Genomic DNA, 16,632 nt, shown 5'->3' with positions numbered 1-16,632 from the left:
GGGCCGCGCCGTCCGTCCGAGGCCCGGAGGTGGATGGAAGGGCTGACCGGCCGTGCTACCGGCCACCTCGCGGGCGCTGCACCGCGGGACGCCCTGACGAGGGCGAGGCCCTGGCGTCAGCTGCCGAAGGACACGATCGGCAGTGCCGAGGTCGCCACGTCGTCCGGGGAGCCGGCCACCGGTCCGCTGCTCCGGAGCAGGGTGACCTTCGTCGACGTACCGACGGACCGCTGCCGCCCGGCCGTCAGGCGCAGGTAGGCCGGTGACGCTCCGGACGGCGTAGCCGGATCCGCCTCGCCGGGTCGGTGCCCGGACCGGTCCCCTGAGTGGTCGCCCGAGGGGTCTCCGGACGGGTCTCCGGACGAGTCACCGGAGGAGCCGTCGCGGTGCCCGGAGGGGATCGACGCCTGCATCCGGGTGGGGTCGGATGCGCGGTCCGCCGCGGATGCGTGCGGGTCGTAGGCGTGGCTGCCGGTCCGGTCCTGTGGGGCGTGGCCGGTGCCGGAGCCCGACCGCGGGTCCTGGGCGGGGCCGTCGTGCACCGCCCCGTCGCGGGGTTCGCGGACGGGATCACCGGCGCCGGTCCCGACGCCGTCCCGGTGGCCACCGGCCACCTCCTCGGCTCCGGGGACGGCGTCCCGATCCTCCCGGTGCCCGTGCTGGTCGTCGTACGCGTCGGTGCCGTGCTCGTTGCCCCATTCGAGGCGCACCTCGTGGGCGTGCCGGGCCCGCTCGGCAGCTTCGTGCTGCTCACGCTCGATGGACTCGACGTCCGCCTCGAGGGTGGCCAGCATCTCCTCCGCCTCGTGGACCATCGCGGCATCCTCGAGGGCGACGCCGCGTACGAGCCACTGCGCGAGTGCGAACTCGGCGGCGAGCGCCGCCCGCCGCCACAGGTGGGGGTCGACGGCGGTCGCCCTGGCCTGCGCATAGGCCGCATGGACGGCGTCGACGAAGGGGGCGTCCTCGGCGGCCGCCAGCCAGGCGAAGTCCTCCGCGGGATCGCCGATGCACAGGTCCGTCCAGCCCGTGACCGCCGACACGCGGCCGGCGGCGACGAGGAGGTGGTCCTCGTGCAGGTCTCCGTGCACCACCGTCGGGCTGAATCGCCACAGGGCGACGTCCTCCAGTGCGTGCTCCCACCGGCGCAGCAGGATCGACGGGATCTTGCCCGTGGTCGCGGCCTGATCGAGCTCGTTCAGCTTGCGCTGGCGGTTCTCGTCGGCCTCGTAGCTGGGCAGGTCCGCGCGCTGCACCATGTCCTTCGGCAGGGCATGGATCGCGGCGATGGCCCGGCCCACCTCCTGTGCCATCGTGGTCCCACCGGCGGTGAGTGCCTCCAGCGTCCTGGTGGTTCCGGCGAGGTGGGAGTACACGAAGGTGCTGAGCTCGCCCTGGCGGACACTGCCGGCCATGTGCGGGATGAGGAAGGGGAGTTCGGCCTTGACGGCCGGGGTGAAGGCGCGGAGCGCCTGCAGTTCGGTCTCGAGCCGCATGCTCGCTTCGGCATGTTTCGGCGAACGCACCCGCCACTGCTTCCCGGCGTCGTCGACCAGTAGCGCCGAGTCGAAATCGGCAGCATCATCGGGAGCACCGGCGACCCCTGTCGGAGCCAGGCCAGGTACCGCGGCGCTGGCGATGGCAGCAAGTTCCATGGGTGTCCGTTTCACACCCTCCACCGTAGGGCGTCCCGCGGCAGCCGGAGCCGTTCCGGCGCGGCGAGTCGTCAGATGCACCACTCGTCTTCGCGCTCGCACTACTCCTCCACCCCCCACTGCGCAGAATGTGTTTTGGGAGAGTGAGAACGTACCGTAGAAGCATGATCGATCCCCTCCGGACACTCGTGCTGCCACCCCTCGGATCGCTGCCGCTCTCGCGGGCCGATGCGGACCGCGACGGCGACTCGAGGACGTCCGAGAACCTTCTCGACACCCTGTGGGCCTCGCCGGGGACGAGGGTGCTCGCCCTCGTCCGGGGGAAGGCGCCGGTGCAGGGGAGCGCGCTCCGGCTGGTCGCGCCCGCACAGGTGGAGCGGCCCGACCTGCTCGTCTACCTGGGGCGCATCAACGAGGGCGCCCCGGATGCCGGGCGCAGCGTGGTCCTCGCGGTCCTTGCCGAGGAGGACAACTCCCTGGCGCCGCCCGAGCAGTGGCTCGGTCTGCGGGACATCGCCGCGTCCCTCGATGCCCGCGATGCCGGCCTGTTCGTCGAGGCGGCCGCCATCGCGAACTGGCATGCGACCCACACGCATTGCCCGCGGTGCGGCACGCCGACCGAGGTGCGCGCCGGGGGCTGGGTGCGCCGGTGCCCCACGGACGACTCCGAGCACTACCCCCGGACCGACGCCGCGATCATCGTGTCCGTGATCGACGACGACGACCGCCTGCTGCTCGGATCCGCCGTCGCGTGGCCGGAGGACCGCTACTCGACCCTCGCAGGATTCGTGGAACCCGGCGAGTCGCTTGAGGCCGCGGTGATCCGCGAGGTCGGCGAGGAGTCCGGCATCGAGGTCGAGGCCCCGCAGTACCTCGGATCGCAGCCCTGGCCCTTCCCCGCGTCCCTGATGCTCGGTTTCACGGCGCGCGCCGTCACGACCGACGCCGTACCGGACCGGGCGGAGATGCGGTCCGTGCGGTGGTTCACGCGCGAGGAGCTGTTCGCCGAGGTGCGCGACGGCACGATCGCGGTCGCGGGTGGCATCTCGATCGCCCGCGCCCTGATCGAACGCTGGTACGGCGGACCGCTCGACGAGGAGCCGTCGGAGGCGCGTCCCTAGTGTCCGGACTATTGCTCGAGGAGAGCATCCTCGAGGGGCTCGACGACGAACAGCGCATGGTGGCCAGCTCCCTCTCCGGTCCTCTGTGCGTCCTGGCCGGGGCCGGTACGGGAAAGACGCGGGCCATCACCCACAGGATCGCCTACGGTGTGCACACCGGTGTCTACAAGCCGCAGCAGGTGCTCGCGGTGACCTTCACAGCGCGTGCCGCGGCGGAGATGCGCACGCGGCTCCGGGACCTCGGCGCGGGTGGCGTCCAGGCCCGCACGTTCCATGCCGCAGCCCTCCGCCAGTTGCAGTACTTCTGGCCTCAGGCCGTCGGCGGACCCCTGCCCGCCCTGGTCGACCACAAGGCGCAGCTGATCGCGGAGTCGGCGCGGCGGCTCCGCCTGTCGACGGACCGCGCCGCGATCCGTGACGTGGCGGCGGAGATCGAATGGGCCAAGGTCTCGATGCTGACCCCGGATGCCTACGCAGCGGCCGCAGCGGGCCGGGCGGAGCCGGCGGGGATGGACCTCACCACGGTGTCGCGGATCTTCTCGGCGTACGAGGACCTGAAGATCGACCGGAACCTGATCGACTTCGAGGACGTCCTGCTGACGACCGTCGCGATCCTCGAGGAGGACGAGAAGGTCGCCGCCACCGTGCGGGCCCAGTACCGCCACTTCGTGGTCGACGAGTACCAGGACGTCTCCCCGCTGCAGCAGCGCATGCTGGACCTGTGGCTCGGGGAACGGCGCGAGCTGTGTGTCGTCGGTGACGCCAGCCAGACCATCTACTCGTTCACGGGTGCGACATCGCGCCACCTGCTCGACTTCACCAAACGCTACGAGGGTGCGCAGGTGGTCAGGCTGGTCCGCGACTACAGGTCCACACCCCAGGTGGTCCGCGCGGCGAACACCCTGCTGGCCGCACGGAGCGGCGAGGTGGACCGCCGCGCGACCGGCACCACCTGGTCCGCTCCGCTCGAGCTGGTCGCCCAGCGACAGCCGGGGCCGGAGCCGGTCTTCACCGAGTGCAGCGACGACGAGGCCGAAGCGGCCGAGTGCGCGCGGCGCATCGGCGTGCTGCTCGACCAGGGCGTGAAGGCGAGCGAGATCGCCATCCTCTATCGGACGAACGGGCAGTCGGAGGCGTACGAGCAGGCACTGGCGAGTGCCGGCATCGGGTACCAGCTGCGCGGCGGCGAGAGGTTCTTCCAGCGCCGCGAGGTCCGCGACGCGCTCCTCCAGTTGCGCGCCGCGGCACGCACGCAGGGCGACGACGACGTCCCCCAGCAGGTACGGGACGTCCTCGCCTCGCTCGGCTACACGTCCGTGGCACCCCAGAACTCGGGGGCGGTACGGGAGAAGTGGGAGTCGCTGGCTGCCCTGGTGGGCCTGGCCGACGAGCTCAACCGCGTGCGGGGACCGGAGGCGTTCACCCTGCAGATGTTCGTCGCCGAGCTCGAGGAGAGGGCAGCGGCCCAGCATGCCCCGACGGTGCAGGGCGTCACCCTGGCGTCGCTGCACTCCGCGAAGGGGCTGGAGTGGGACGCCGTCTTCCTCGTCGGGCTGAGCGAGGGACTCATGCCCATCTCGTTCGCCGACACGCAGGAGGCCATCGACGAGGAGCGCCGGCTGCTGTACGTGGGGATCACCCGCGCGCGTATCCACCTCTCGATGTCCTGGTCCACGTCACGCTCCCCGGGCGGTCGCGCCAGCAGGAAGCCCTCACGGTTCCTCGATGCGCTGCGTCCGGCCGGCACGGGACAGGCATCCTTCCGGCAGCCGCGGGCGAAGGCCACCCGCAAGGCCGCCGGGCCGGCCGTCTGCCGCGTGTGCAAGCGGCCGCTCCTCACCGGCTCGGAGCGGAAGATGGGACGCTGCAACGACTGCCCGGCCACCTACGAGGAACAGACCTTCGAAGCGCTGCGCGCATGGCGGCTCGTGGAGGCCCGCGACAAGGACGTGCCCGCCTTCGTCGTCTTCACGGACGCGACCCTCGTCGCCATCGCCGAGGCCCGGCCGGAGACCCTCGACGAACTCGGGGGGCTGGCCGGTGTCGGCTCGGCAAAGCTCGAGCGGTACGGCGAGGCCGTCCTCGAGATCATCAGTGACAACGCCTGACGCCCCGGGGCGGCCGGACGGGTCGCGTCTGCCGGTCGAGGTGCGGCGATCCGCACGCCGGAAGCGCACCGTCAGTGCCGATATCAGGGACGGGGTGATCCGCGTCTCCATCCCGGGACACTTCTCGGCGAGCCAGGAGCACCACTGGGTCGAACGGATGGTCGAGCGGATGTCGGCGAAGTACCTCGCGGCCCCCGCCCTCGAGGACGACCCGACTGCGCTGCTCCGGAGGGCCAGGCACCTCGCGGCGCAATACCTCGGTGGCAGGGGAGTACCGGCGACGATCGGCTGGGTGACCAACCAGAATTCCCGCTGGGCGTCCGCCACCCCCGCGCACCGGTCCATCCGCCTGTCGCACAAGCTGCAGGGCATGCCCGACTGGGTCGTCGACTACGTCATCCTCCACGAGATGGCGCACCTCGTCGAGCCCTCGCACAATGCCGTGTTCTGGGAGCTGCTCACCAGCTATCCACGCACCGAGACGGCGAAGGCGTTCCTCGACGGGGCCGCCTTCGCCGCACAGCGCGGTCTTCCTCCGACCGGGCAGGACGCCTTCTAGCCGGTGGCAGTGCAGTCCGCGCGCTCAGCGCGGTCCGTCGCCGTCCGCCGCCGATCCGTCCGTGCCGCTTCCGTCCTCGTCATCCGCGGTCCCGGGTGCTGCTTCCCCGGAGTCCCCGTCGGAGGCGTCGTCCTGCGGCTCGAACCCGCCCGCCAGCAGACGCTGCAGGGCGGCATCGACATCGGCGTCGGAGGACTCGATGAGCTTGCGGCGCCCGGAGAATCCCGCCGGGTCGTCGAGGTCCTCGGCCGTGGGCAGCAGATCGGGGTGCTGCCAGAGGGCGTCGCGCCCGTCGATGCCGCGCTCCTCGGTCAGGTGCGACCAGAGGGCTGCGGCGTCGCGCAGCCTCCGCGGCCTCAGCTCGAGGCCGACGAGCGATGCGAACGCGTGCTCGGCCGGTCCGCCGGTCGCCCGGCGGCGGCGCAGCATCTCGCGCAGCGCACCGGCGGAGGGGAGATTGGCGGCGGCAGCTGCGGTCGTCTCGTCGACCCAGCCCTCGACGAGGGCCAGGGTCGTCTCGAGGCGGATGAGCGCGGTGTCCTGTTCGGGCGTCCGTTCGGGCATGAAGACACCCTGCGAGAGGGCGCCCTGAAGGCTCTCCGGATTGGTCGGATCGATGTCCCTGGCGGCTTCCTCGATCTTCCCCATGTCGATGTGGATGCCCCGGGCGTAGCGCTCGATGCTGCCGAGGAGGTGCCCCGTGAGCCAGGGGCTGTGCGTGAAGAGGCGGACGTGGGCAGCCTCGCGGACCGCGAGGAAGAGCTGCACCTCCTGCTCGGGGATGTCGAGGCCCTCGCCGAACGCCGCCACGTTCGCGGGCAGCAGGGCCATGCGCCCTTCGGCGAGCGGAACTCCGATGTCCGTCGATCCGACGACGTCCTTGGACAGGGCGCCGACCGCCTGTCCGAGCTGCATGCCGAACATCGCACCGCCGACGTTCTGCAGCATGGAGGCGGGGCCGCCCATCATGCCCATCATCGACTTCATCTCGTCCGGGAGCTGCTCGGAGATGACGTCGGACAGTGCCTTGGCGATGCTCGTCGCGACCGGCTCCGTGAGGCGGCGCCAGGTGGCCATGGTGGCCTCGACCCACTCCGCGCGGGACCAGGCACGACCGAGCTGACCGGTGCTCGGGAAATCGGTCACCGGGTCGAGCCACAGTTCCGCGAGCTTCAGGGCCTCGTCCACACTCCGTCGCTGGAGCGCGGTGACCGAGGGGTCGTTGTCGGCCGCGGCGACGCGACGCGCCTGTTCGTGGGCCATCTGCCAGTTGACCGGCCCGTCGCTCGTCGTGGAGAACATGGCCTGGACCTGCTGCATCATCATGGCCATCGCCGCCGGATCGGAGGGCAGCCCCGCGGCCTTCGCGATCTCCTGGGGATCGATGCCGCCGGCCCCGCCTCCGAACATCTTCGACAGCATCTCGGACAGCGGGTCCTGGGGCGTGTCGTCGTCGCCGTTCGAGGGGTTGGATGGGTTGGTCACTGATACCACCGGTCCTGGGAGTAGCTTGGCGGGTCCGGGCGGGAGGGCGGTGCCACTCCTGCCGGTTGTGGAAGACACGCTACCGGCCGTGCCCTGCCGGTGTCCCTTGCGCCGTGCACCGTTCGCTGAGGGCAAAGCAGCAGGGGCGAGCGGCCCTGGGAGCGTACGCGGACGCGGCGACGCGCGGTCGACGTGCAGGGAACGCCCAGGGAGCGTGTCGGCGGGAACGTCTACTCTAGGTGTGCCGGTGTCGTGCGGATCGCCCCACCGCGCTGCCCGCGCAACGCGCCCTACAGGAAGAAGCACCGTGACGCAGCCCGTCCACGTCGAAACGTTCAGCCCGGAGGAGCCCACGAGGCCGAGGGACCCCCGTTTCCGTGCGATGGCGGTCTCGGGGGGGCTGGCCCTCGTCCTGTGCACGGCCGCGGTCCTGCTGCCCTCGCCCTATGTCATCGAGTCGCCCGGGCCGACCTTCAATACGATCGGCGAGGTCGACGGACAGCCGCTCATCCAGGTGGAGGGCACCGAGAGCTATCCGCCCGAGGGCGAACTCGACCTCACCACCGTGTTCGTCAGCGGAGGGCCGAACGGACCGGTGAACGTCCTCCAGACCTTCCGGGCCTGGGCCGATCCCCATGAGACCGTGGTGCCCGAACAGCTCGTGTACCCGGAGGGGACCACGTCCTCCCAGGTGGAGGAGCAGAACGCCGTCGCCATGACCTCCTCCCAGGAATCCGCGATCGCCGCCGCACTGTCCCACGAGGGCATCGACTTCACGGAAGAGCTGTCGGTCGCCGGACTCGCCACCGGCTCCGCGTCGGAGGGGCTCCTGCGCGAGGGGGATGTCCTGCGGGCCATCGACGGCGAGGCGATCGGGAACATCGGGACGCTGCGCGCGGCCCTGCGCGAGGCCGGAGGGGCGCCGGTCGCCCTGTCCATCCTCCGGGACGGCGCGCCGCTCGATCTCTCCGTGACGCCGAAGGAATCGCCGGAGGGCGACTTCCAGCTGGGCATCCTCCTCGCCTCGACCTTCGACTTCCCCTTCGACGTCACGATCCAGCTCGACAATGTGGGAGGGCCCTCCGCCGGGACGATGTTCGCACTCGGCATCATCGACACCCTGACCGAGGGGGACCTCACCGGCGGGCGGCACTTCGCGGGAACGGGCACGATCGACTCCACCGGAGCCGTGGGGCCGATCGGCGGGATTGCACAGAAGCTCGTGGGAGCACGGTCCGGCGGCGCCGAGTTCTTCCTCGCGCCCGCAGCCAATTGCGACGAGGTGACCGGCAACATCCCCGACGGCCTGACGGTCGTGAAGGTCGGGACGCTCGAGGACGCCGTGGATGCCGTCGAGGCCCTGGGAGCGGGCGGGGACCCGGCCGGGCTGCCCTCCTGCTGAGCGGAGGCGCCGACGTGTCCGGAGGACACAGTTCAGGAACGATCCCGGGCGGGTGCGCAGACGACGGGAACCTAATTGGTCGGGCCAGACGTGAACAGGGCAGAATGAAACCACGAAGGGCGTGACTGCACGCTGTCTTCTGCCCGTGTCCGGGCTGGGGAGCGGAGCGGAAGACCGGTCATCGTGACCCGCAGCAGCTAACGATGAGGTAGATGTGACATCCGGACCAGACCGTCCGTTCGGCAGTAGGCCGAGCCCAGCAAGTGCAGCAAGAAGCCGGCGCCGCAGCCCGCTGATCCCGACGATCATCGTCGTGGCGGTGATCGTCATCGCCTTTGTCTATCTGTCCCAGGTCTACGCGGACGTGCTCTGGTACCAGCAGCTCGGGTTCCTCGAGGTGTTCGTCACCGAGAACCTGTCGCGGATCGTCCTGTTCCTCGTCGCGTTCCTCGTGATGGCGGGCGCGGTCTTCTTCAGCCTGCGCATCGCGTTCAGGAGCCGGCCGATCTACGCCCCCGACAGTGCCATCCAGGACAACCTGAACCGCTACCAGGCGCAGCTCGAGCCGATCCGCCGCCTGCTGATGCTCGGTATCCCCGTGGTCCTCGGTGCGTTCGCCGGCACGGCCGCGTCCTCCCAGTGGCAGGAGGTGCTCCTCTTCGTCAATCAGGAGCCGTTCGGCAAGTCCGATCCGGAGTTCGGCATGGACTACGCGTTCTACATGTTCACGCTGCCGTTCCTGAGCTTCGTGACCGGCTTCCTGATCAGCGTCGTGATCATCAGTGCGATCGCGACCGTCCTCACGCACTACCTCTACGGCGGCATCCGGCTCGAGGAGAAGGGCCTCTTCACCACGAAGGCGGCCCGGATCCAGATCGCCGTCGTCGCGGCGCTCTTCCTCGTGCTCCAGGGCGTCAACTACTGGCTGGACCGCTACGACACGCTGCTCAACCAGGGCACCTGGGCCGGTGCGCTCTACACCGACGTGAATGCGGTCATCCCCACCAAGGCCATCCTCGCCGTCGCCGCCATCATCGTGGCGGTCCTCTTCGTCGCCTCCGCGTTCATCGGCCGCTGGCGCCTGCCGCTGATCGGCACCGCGATGCTCATCATCACCGCCCTCCTCGCGGGCGGGGTCTATCCCTCCGTCGTCCAGCGATTCCAGGTGCGCCCGTCCGAGCTCAGCCTCGAGGGCGAGTACATCGACAGGAACATCGACATGACGCGCGAGGCGTACGGACTGGACGCGGTCGAGGTCGAGGCCTACAACCCCGAGGACGTCCCGCAGGCGGGAGCCCTGGGCGACGACGGCGAGACGACGGCGAACATCCGCCTGCTCGATCCGAACCTCGTCTCCGACGCGTTCAGCCAGCTGCAGCAGTTCCGCCAGTACTACCAGTTCCCGGAGACGCTCAACGTCGACCGGTACGAGATCGACGGTGAGGTGCAGGACACCGTCATCGCGGTCCGTGAGCTCGACACCAACGGTGTCCCCGCGGGCTGGGTCAACGAGCACGTCTTCTACACCCACGGCTACGGCGTGGTGGCCGCCGCCGGTTCGACCGTGCAGCCCGATGGCCGCCCGTCCTTCCTGCAGTCCGGCATCCCCTCCACGGGTGTGCTCGGTGACGAGTCCACCTACGAGCCGCGCATCTACTTCGGCGAGGACTCTCCCGAGTACTCCGTCGTGGGCGCACCCGAGGGGCAGGCGCCGGCCGAGATCGACCGCCCGCAGAACGAGAACTCCGACGACGAATCGCGTACCACCTTCAGCGGCGAGGGCGGGCCGAATGTGGGCAACGCCTTCAACCGCCTCGTGTACGCGCTGAAGTTCCAGTCCACCGACCTCCTGCTGTCCAACCAGGTCAACAGCGAGTCCCAGATCCTCTACGACCGTGATCCCGTGGAGCGCGTCCGCAAGGTCGCTCCGTACCTGACGCTCGACGGCAACAGCTACCCGGCGATCGTCGACGGGCGCGTGAAGTGGATCATCGACGGCTACACCACCAGCGCCAACTTCCCGTACTCGACGCAGCAGGAACTGGAATCGGCGACACAGGATTCGCAGACGGCGGAGGGCCTGGCCACCGCACTGCCCGCGGAACAGGTCAACTACATCCGCAACGCGGTCAAGGCCACGGTCGACGCCTACGACGGCTCGGTCAGCCTGTACGCCTGGGACGACCAGGATCCGGTCCTGAAGTCGTGGCAGAACGTCTACCCGTCCTCGCTGCAGCCCTTCAGCGAGATGTCGGCCGACCTGATGGCGCACGTCCGCTACCCGGAGGACCTCTTCAAGGTGCAGCGCGAGCTGCTCGCCCGCTACCACGTCACCTCGACGGACGAGTTCTACAACAACAGCGAGGCGTGGAACGTACCGGCCGATCCGGGGGAGAGCGCCGACGGCGCGGCGACGACGGCGGCGACGGACCGCCAGCCGCCGTTCTACCTGACGCTGCAGATGCCCAACCAGGAGGAGGCCGCGTTCTCGCTGACCACGCCGTACATCCCCTTCGTGCCCGCCGGCCAGACCCCGAGGAACGTGCTCTACGGCTTCCTCGCGGCGAACGGCGACGCAGGGACGGGCGAGGACGGCGTCAAGAGCGAGAACTACGGCCGACTGACCCTGCTGGACAGCTCGGGCCGTGACTCCGTGGTCGGCCCCGGCCAGGCGCAGAACCTGTTCAACTCGGACACCACCGTCTCGCAGGAGCTCAACCTGCTGCGCCAGGGTGCGTCCGAGGTCATCAACGGCAACCTGCTGACCCTGCCCATCGGCGGCGGGATCGCCTACGTCCAGCCGGTCTACGTGCAGTCCTCGGGCAGCTCGTCCTTCCCCGTCCTTCGTCGGGTCCTCGTGAGCTTCGGTGACAACGTCGGCTTCGCGCCGACCCTCGCCGAGGCACTGGACCAGGTGTTCGGCGGCGAGTCGGGAGCGACGACGGGCGACCAGGAGAACGTGGGCGAGACTCCGGAGGATCCCGCGACGCCTCCGGTGGAGGGTGAGGGCGAGGGCGCCACGCCGACGCCCACGCCGACCCCGTCCGAGGGCGGAACCCCCGGCGGTGCCACGGGTGACCCCGGGGCCGACCTCCGGACCGCGCTCGACGACGCCAACACGGCGATCCAGGACGGCAACGAAGCTCTCGCGGACGGTGACTTCGCAGCCTACGGCGAAGCGCAGGACCGCCTGCAGGACGCGCTGCAGCGGGCGCTGGACGCCGAGGAGCGTGTCTCGGGGACCACCGGGGAGTAGTCCTCGGAGGCCGGGCAGCTGCTCGATTTGCCTCTTGGCCCCGCGGCCGGTAACGTTAGTTACACGCCGCGGGGTGGAGCAGTTCGGTAGCTCGCTGGGCTCATAACCCAGAGGTCACAGGTTCAAATCCTGTCCCCGCAACGAAGAGAAGTCCGGTCCACCATTCGGTGGGCCGGACTTTTCGTTTGTCCCGCCGCAGGTCCCCGCCGACGTCCGGTCCGATACACACCTCCCACGCCGCCGGCGCCGCTGTCGGAGGCGGTACCAGGGTCGGGGGAGTAACTCAGGCCGGTCAGCCCTCCGACAGGGCCTTGTAGGCGCTCAGGGCCCGCTGGCGACTCTCCTTGAGGTCGACGACGGGATCGGGATAGCCCGGGGCCTTCCCCTTCCACGGCTCGTGGATGTTGTCCGCGTCCGCCAGTTCCGGCACGAACCGCACGAGGTACTGTCCGTCGGGATCGAACTTCCTGCTCTGCAGGACGGGGTTGAAGATGCGGAAGTAGGGGCTGGCATCGGCTCCGGATCCTGCCACCCACTGCCAGCTCGCTGCATTGCTCGCCGCGTCCGCATCGACGAGGCAGTCCCAGAACCACTTCTCGCCCACACGCCAGTCGATCAGGAGGTTCTTGATGAGGAAGGACGCCGTCGCCATGCGGACGCGGTTGTGCATCCAGCCGATCTCCCACATCTGGCGCATGCCGGCATCGACCAGCGGGTAGCCGGTCCGTCCACGCTGCCAGGCTTCCAGCTCCGACCTCGTGGAGCTCTCCCAGGCGAAGGCGTTGAACTCGGGCCGGTAGTTCACGGTGGCGAGCTCGGGATTGAAGTACAGGAGCTGCCAGCTGAACTCGCGCCAGCCGAGCTCGGAACCGAAGACGCGGATGTCCTCGGCCGTCGAACTGTGCTGATGGTCCTGGGCCGCGTGCCAGACCTCGAAGGGGCTGATCTCGCCGAACCGCAGGTGCGGCGACAGCATGCTGGTGCCCTGCACCCCCGGGCGGTCGCGGTTGTCCTTGTACCCGGAGGCGGCGCCGTCGAGGAAGTCGTCGAGCCGGGCGTGCGCGCCGGCCTCTCCCGGCGTCCAGGTGCGGCGGAGGCCCTCGGCCCAGTCCGGTGACGTGGGAAGCAGCCCCCAGGCGCCGAGGTCGTCCGACGCCGGCGCGGGGCCGTGCAGGCGGGCCGGCGCGGGCAGCGGCCTGCGGGGAGGGCGGAAGGACAGGCAGGCCCGCCAGAAGGGCGTGAAGACCTTGTAGGCCTCGCCGGAGCCCGACGTGACCTCCCAGGGCTCGAACATCAGGTTCGCCTGGAAGCTCGTCACCTCGAGGCCGTCGTCGGCGAAGGCGGCCTTCAGGGTCGCGTCCGTGGTGCGCTCGACCAGGCCGTAGCGGCGGTTCCACACGACGGCACGGGCGGAGCACTCGTCCACCAGTCGTGGCAGGACCTCTCCCGCCGGGCCGCGCCGCAGGACGAGCGGCACACCGAGTTCCGCGAGGGACGCGGTCAGTGCCGCGAGCGAGTGGTGGAGCCACCATCTGGAGGCACCGCCCAGCGGACGGATGCCCTCGGTGTCCTCGTCGAGCACGTAACAGGCGACGACGTCGTCCCCGCTCTCGGCAGCGGCTGCAAGCGCCGGATTATCGGAGACGCGCAGGTCGTCACGGAACCACACCAGTGTCACAGCCATCTGCTCAATCTACCCGCGTGCACCGACACGCGGGCTCCTGCACCAGCAGGGGAACCGCAGCCGATGGCTGCGGTTCCCCTGGCGTGCCGACCGGGTTCGGGCCCGATCAGTAGGTGATCTCGCCCGTCGTGGACGGTGTCTTGGCGTCCGTGGCGGTTCCCGCGCCCTGTCCGATCGCGGACTGCGAGCCGGAACCGGACTTCAGGGCAGCGAGGCGTGCCTCGATCTCGGTCTGCTCCCCGAGGTCCTCGAGGCTCTCGAACTGCGCGTCCAGGCTCGACGACGCGAGCTCCTGCTGTCCGCGGACCTTCGCCTCCTCGCGCCGGATCTTCTCCTCGAAACGGCCCACCTCGCTCGTCGGGTCCATGAAGTCGATGCTCTTGACGGCGTCGTGCACCTGCTGCTGCGCCTGGGCCGTGCGGGCGCGGGCGATCAGCTGGTCCCGCTTGGCCGTGAGCTCGCCGAGCTTGCCCTTCATCTGGTTGAGGCCGTCCTTGAGCTTGTCGACGATCTCCGTCTGTGACGCGATGGTCGGCTCGGCACCCTTCGCCTCGTTCTCCGCCGCCATCTGGCGCTGGATGGCCACCTTCGCCAGGTTGTCGAACTTCTGTGCGTCGGCCGTGTCGCCGGACGTGCGGTACTCGTCCGCCTTGCGGGACGCCGCGAGGGCCTTGTTGCCCCAGCTGCGAGCGTTCTCGACGTCCTCGTTGTAGTCGTCCTGCATCATCCGCAGGTTGCCGATGGTCTGCGCGACGGCGCTCTCGGCCTCGGCGATGCTGTTGGTGAAGTCGCGGACCATCTGGTCGAGCATCTTCTGCGGATCCTCGGCCTGGTCGATCAGGGCATTGATGTTGGCTCGGGTGAGCTGGGCGATCCTGCCGAAAATTGACTGCTTTACCATTGATTTTCCTTTCGATTCTTCGGAAATAGTCCCTGAGTCTGCTGCGGGAGGCTGTCGGAGCGGCCTAGAAGTCGCCGCCGCCACCTCCGAAGTCGCCGAAACCGCCTCCACCCCCGTCGAAGCCGCCGAAGCCGCCACCGCCGAAGCTCCCGCCGTCGCCGCCGAAGCCGCCACCGCCGTCGCCGTAACCGCCACCGAACCCACCGCCGAAGCCACCGCCGTTGAGGATGGACCCGAGCAGGATGCCGCCGAGCAGGGCGCCGCCCATGCCGTCGCCGCCCCGTCTCCCGTACATGCCGCCCATCCCCATCCCACCGCGGCCGAAGCCCTCGACGTCCTGTTCCGCGAGCTGCGCGGCGTGGTCGGCGAGCAGAGCTGCCTGCTGGGCGTGGGAGAGCGCGGTCACGGGATCGGACCGCTGGAGGTCGACGGCGTGGTCGAGGTTGCGTTCCGCCTCGGCGAGACGCGTACGTGCCTCACTGCCGACGCCGCCGCGCCGCGCCCGGATGTAGTCGGCCGTGCCCGAGATGCTCGACTGCGCGGCGATGATCGCGTGCTGCAGCGAGTCCTGGGCGCGACGGGAGTTCTCGGCCTGGTCGCGGACGCCGCCGAGGGCGGCATCGAGCTGGGCGTGCGCGGCTTCGAGGCGCTGCAGCAGGGCGAGCGGATTGCTGCGCGCGTTCTGGCGCTCCTGCCGGACGGTCGTGACGGCGGCCTGGAGGGCGGCGACGGGACCGGCGAGGTCGCGGTACTGGCCGGCGCGGTCCATCGCCGCCGCCTGCGCGAGGTCCTGCTCCGCCTCCGGGAGCGCACGTTCGAGCTCGCGCTCGGCCCCGGCCAATTCGTCGGCCCGCTTGTCGATGGCATCGAGGAGGACGGTGCTCTGGTGGACCGCCTCCTCGGCGGCACGCACCGCGACGACGGTCCGTCCGGTGTCACCGGCGGCCATGCGCGACTGCGCTTCGGAGGCGGCGCTCTCGACGAAGGAGAGGCGCTCCCGAGCCTGCTCGATGTTGTCGGCGACCTGGGAGGTCGCCGTCTCGAGGTAGCGGCCCTGCAGTGACCGGAGGGACTGCTCGGCCGCCTCGAACCGGCGGCCCGCATCCGCCGCGGCGGACTGCGCCCTGCGGAGCGCCTCGGGGGCGTTGCGCTCGAGCTCACGCAGGGCGTCGAAGTCCTCCTTGTGCGCCTGCAGCGAGGCATTCACGTCCTCGCAGCGGCGGATGATCTCCCCGAGCCACTGGCGCTGCTGCTGCTCCGTGTCCGGGATGTGGTCGTCGAGCTGCTGCTGCAGCTTGAACGATTCACCCATGTGCTGCTTGGCGGCGGCGATGTCCTGCGAGAACGTGGTGATGGCCTCGCTGCCGTACTGGGCTTCGGCGAAGCCCAGTTCCTGCTCGCTGGACTTGATGGCGTCGTCGGCCGCCACGAGCAGGCTGCCGGCGCGCTTGCGCAGGTCCTCGACGCTCGACGAGGCGAGCGGGTCGACCACCTCGCCCTCGGCGGAGGGCACGGGCCCGTAGCCGTATTCCTCGCGTTTGCGCTGAGCACTGCCACCGCCGCGGTTCTTGAGCAGCAGGTACCCTCCCGCGCCCGCGACGGCGACGAGTCCGCCGACGAGGGCCAGTCCACCGAGGGCGCTGCCGCCGGTCGTGGTTCCGGCGGTCGTGGTCCCTCCCGCTCCGCCGTTGCCGGTCCCCGTCAGGGCGTCCTCCGTGCCCTCGACGGCGGCGAGGCCGGCCTCGGCGAAGTTGCCGGCGCGCAGTTCGGGCTGGATGTACTCGTCGTAGAGCGCCTGGCCCTGTCCGCCGATCTCCGATCGGTTGCCCGGCGCGTACCCCGCCTCGCCCTGCTCCACGCCGACGGCGAGGACCGCCTCGTCGGCGCTCGACGCGTTGAGGCCGGCGGTGGCGGACGCCCACTGCTCGGCTCCGGCCGGATTCTCGAACGTGTCGACGTAGGCGACCCGTACGGTGAATCCCTCCTGCGAGCGCAGGTCCTCGATCGCGGCCTCGAGCCGGCTCTCCTCCTCGGGAGTGAGGACCCCCGCGGTGTCGGTGACGTAGTCACCGGAGGGGAAGGTGACCGGTTCGTCGGCCAGAGCCGCGGTGCTCGACAACAACGGAATCGCCACGACGGCGCCCAGGACAGCAGAGACGCGGGTGCGCCTGCTCATCATTCGCATTTCCGACCCTTCAGCATGTCCCCCGGACCCGACCGGTCCCAGGACTGGGGTCGGCGGACGCCGGAGGCTCCCTGTCCTCCCGATTCTATGGTTGGGGTCCGGGAGCGTCCACCACCACATCTATGCCCCTAGCGAAAGGGGCTCCGGATCGGACGGGGGAAGGGCGGAGGATACTGGGAACGCCCGGACCTGCCGTCCGGGGCGACCGTCCCAGCTCCAGCAACTTCTCAGAAACCGCACAGCGAATGCATGCTTGAGGCTCAGCGAAGGTTGCCA

Annotated in this window: 10 protein-coding genes and 1 tRNA gene; 6 read left to right on the top strand and 5 right to left on the bottom strand. The window is 70.2% G+C overall.

The annotated features are described in order from the left end of the window. Nucleotides 1–116 precede the first annotated feature (116 nt). Nucleotides 117–1,655 (bottom strand): phosphotransferase, encoded by a 1,539-nt coding sequence (locus tag AC0Z9V_RS05260; RefSeq protein WP_485140929.1) that lies wholly within the window; start codon nucleotides 1,653–1,655, stop codon nucleotides 117–119. Between the two features lie 164 nt (nucleotides 1,656–1,819). On the opposite strand from AC0Z9V_RS05260, the gene nudC reads away from it, so the two are divergent. Genes nudC through AC0Z9V_RS05245 form a run of 3 tightly spaced genes read left to right on the top strand, consistent with a single transcriptional unit; the run spans nucleotide 1,820 to nucleotide 5,443 of the window. Continuing rightward, nucleotides 1,820–2,776 carry an NAD(+) diphosphatase gene (nudC, locus tag AC0Z9V_RS05255; RefSeq protein ID WP_485140928.1) on the top strand — a complete coding sequence of 319 codons (957 nt, stop codon included), beginning with the start codon at nucleotides 1,820–1,822 and terminating at the stop codon, nucleotides 2,774–2,776. After that, on the top strand, nucleotides 2,776–4,884 hold the full coding sequence (locus AC0Z9V_RS05250) for an ATP-dependent DNA helicase UvrD2 (RefSeq protein ID WP_459267037.1): 2,109 nt from the start codon (nucleotides 2,776–2,778) through the stop codon (nucleotides 4,882–4,884). Before nudC ends, AC0Z9V_RS05250 begins: the two co-directional genes overlap by 1 nt. Further along, nucleotides 4,871–5,443, top strand: coding sequence for a YgjP-like metallopeptidase domain-containing protein (locus AC0Z9V_RS05245; protein WP_133080961.1), 573 nt, complete (start codon nucleotides 4,871–4,873; stop codon nucleotides 5,441–5,443). The genes AC0Z9V_RS05250 and AC0Z9V_RS05245 overlap by 14 nt, the downstream gene beginning before the upstream one ends. Nucleotides 5,444–5,467: 24 nt before the next feature. On the opposite strand, the gene AC0Z9V_RS05240 is transcribed toward AC0Z9V_RS05245, so the two are convergent. Further along, nucleotides 5,468–6,865 (bottom strand): zinc-dependent metalloprotease, encoded by a 1,398-nt coding sequence (locus AC0Z9V_RS05240; protein ID WP_133081052.1) that lies wholly within the window; start codon nucleotides 6,863–6,865, stop codon nucleotides 5,468–5,470. 370 nt (nucleotides 6,866–7,235) lie between these two features. Between AC0Z9V_RS05240 and AC0Z9V_RS05235 the strand changes: the two genes are divergently transcribed. The 3 genes from AC0Z9V_RS05235 to AC0Z9V_RS05225 all read left to right on the top strand — a co-directional run bounded on the left by AC0Z9V_RS05235 (nucleotide 7,236) and on the right by AC0Z9V_RS05225 (nucleotide 11,727). Beyond that, nucleotides 7,236–8,330 carry a YlbL family protein gene (locus AC0Z9V_RS05235; RefSeq protein ID WP_485140927.1) on the top strand — a complete coding sequence of 365 codons (1,095 nt, stop codon included), beginning with the start codon at nucleotides 7,236–7,238 and terminating at the stop codon, nucleotides 8,328–8,330. A gap of 214 nt (nucleotides 8,331–8,544) precedes the next feature. Further along, on the top strand, nucleotides 8,545–11,586 hold the full coding sequence (locus AC0Z9V_RS05230) for a UPF0182 family membrane protein (protein WP_485140926.1): 3,042 nt from the start codon (nucleotides 8,545–8,547) through the stop codon (nucleotides 11,584–11,586). A 67-nt stretch (nucleotides 11,587–11,653) separates the two neighbouring features. Further along, nucleotides 11,654–11,727: transfer RNA gene (locus AC0Z9V_RS05225), tRNA-Met, on the top strand. Nucleotides 11,728–11,878: 151 nt separating this feature from the next. Here the strand turns inward: AC0Z9V_RS05225 and AC0Z9V_RS05220 are convergent. The 3 genes from AC0Z9V_RS05220 to AC0Z9V_RS05210 form a co-directional block, all read right to left on the bottom strand. Continuing rightward, nucleotides 11,879–13,270 carry a cryptochrome/photolyase family protein gene (locus tag AC0Z9V_RS05220; RefSeq protein WP_485140925.1) on the bottom strand — a complete coding sequence of 464 codons (1,392 nt, stop codon included), beginning with the start codon at nucleotides 13,268–13,270 and terminating at the stop codon, nucleotides 11,879–11,881. 106 nt (nucleotides 13,271–13,376) lie between these two features. Further along, a complete protein-coding gene (locus AC0Z9V_RS05215) occupies nucleotides 13,377–14,171 on the bottom strand; it encodes a PspA/IM30 family protein (RefSeq protein WP_133080959.1) in 795 nt (264 codons plus the stop codon). A gap of 64 nt (nucleotides 14,172–14,235) precedes the next feature. Beyond that, nucleotides 14,236–16,347 carry a TPM domain-containing protein gene (locus tag AC0Z9V_RS05210; RefSeq protein WP_485140924.1) on the bottom strand — a complete coding sequence of 704 codons (2,112 nt, stop codon included), beginning with the start codon at nucleotides 16,345–16,347 and terminating at the stop codon, nucleotides 14,236–14,238. Between the last annotated feature and the right edge of the window lie 285 nt (nucleotides 16,348–16,632).

This window comes from Arthrobacter sp. UYP4, from assembly GCF_057291175.1.
Note: the sequence above shows the minus strand (reverse complement) of the source record. Positions and strands in the feature narration are given on the sequence as shown.

Excerpts from the sequence above, each read along its gene's own strand:
- AC0Z9V_RS05260 (WP_485140929.1), bottom strand. The coding sequence starts at position 1,655 with ATGGAACTTGCTGCCATCGCCAGCGCCGCGGTACCTGGCCTGGCTCCG.
- nudC (WP_485140928.1), top strand. The coding sequence starts at position 1,820 with ATGATCGATCCCCTCCGGACACTCGTGCTGCCACCCCTCGGATCGCTG.
- AC0Z9V_RS05240 (WP_133081052.1), bottom strand. The coding sequence starts at position 6,865 with ATGCTGTCGAAGATGTTCGGAGGCGGGGCCGGCGGCATCGATCCCCAG.
- AC0Z9V_RS05220 (WP_485140925.1), bottom strand. The coding sequence starts at position 13,270 with ATGGCTGTGACACTGGTGTGGTTCCGTGACGACCTGCGCGTCTCCGAT.
- AC0Z9V_RS05215 (WP_133080959.1), bottom strand. The coding sequence starts at position 14,171 with ATGGTAAAGCAGTCAATTTTCGGCAGGATCGCCCAGCTCACCCGAGCC.
- AC0Z9V_RS05210 (WP_485140924.1), bottom strand. The coding sequence starts at position 16,347 with ATGAGCAGGCGCACCCGCGTCTCTGCTGTCCTGGGCGCCGTCGTGGCG.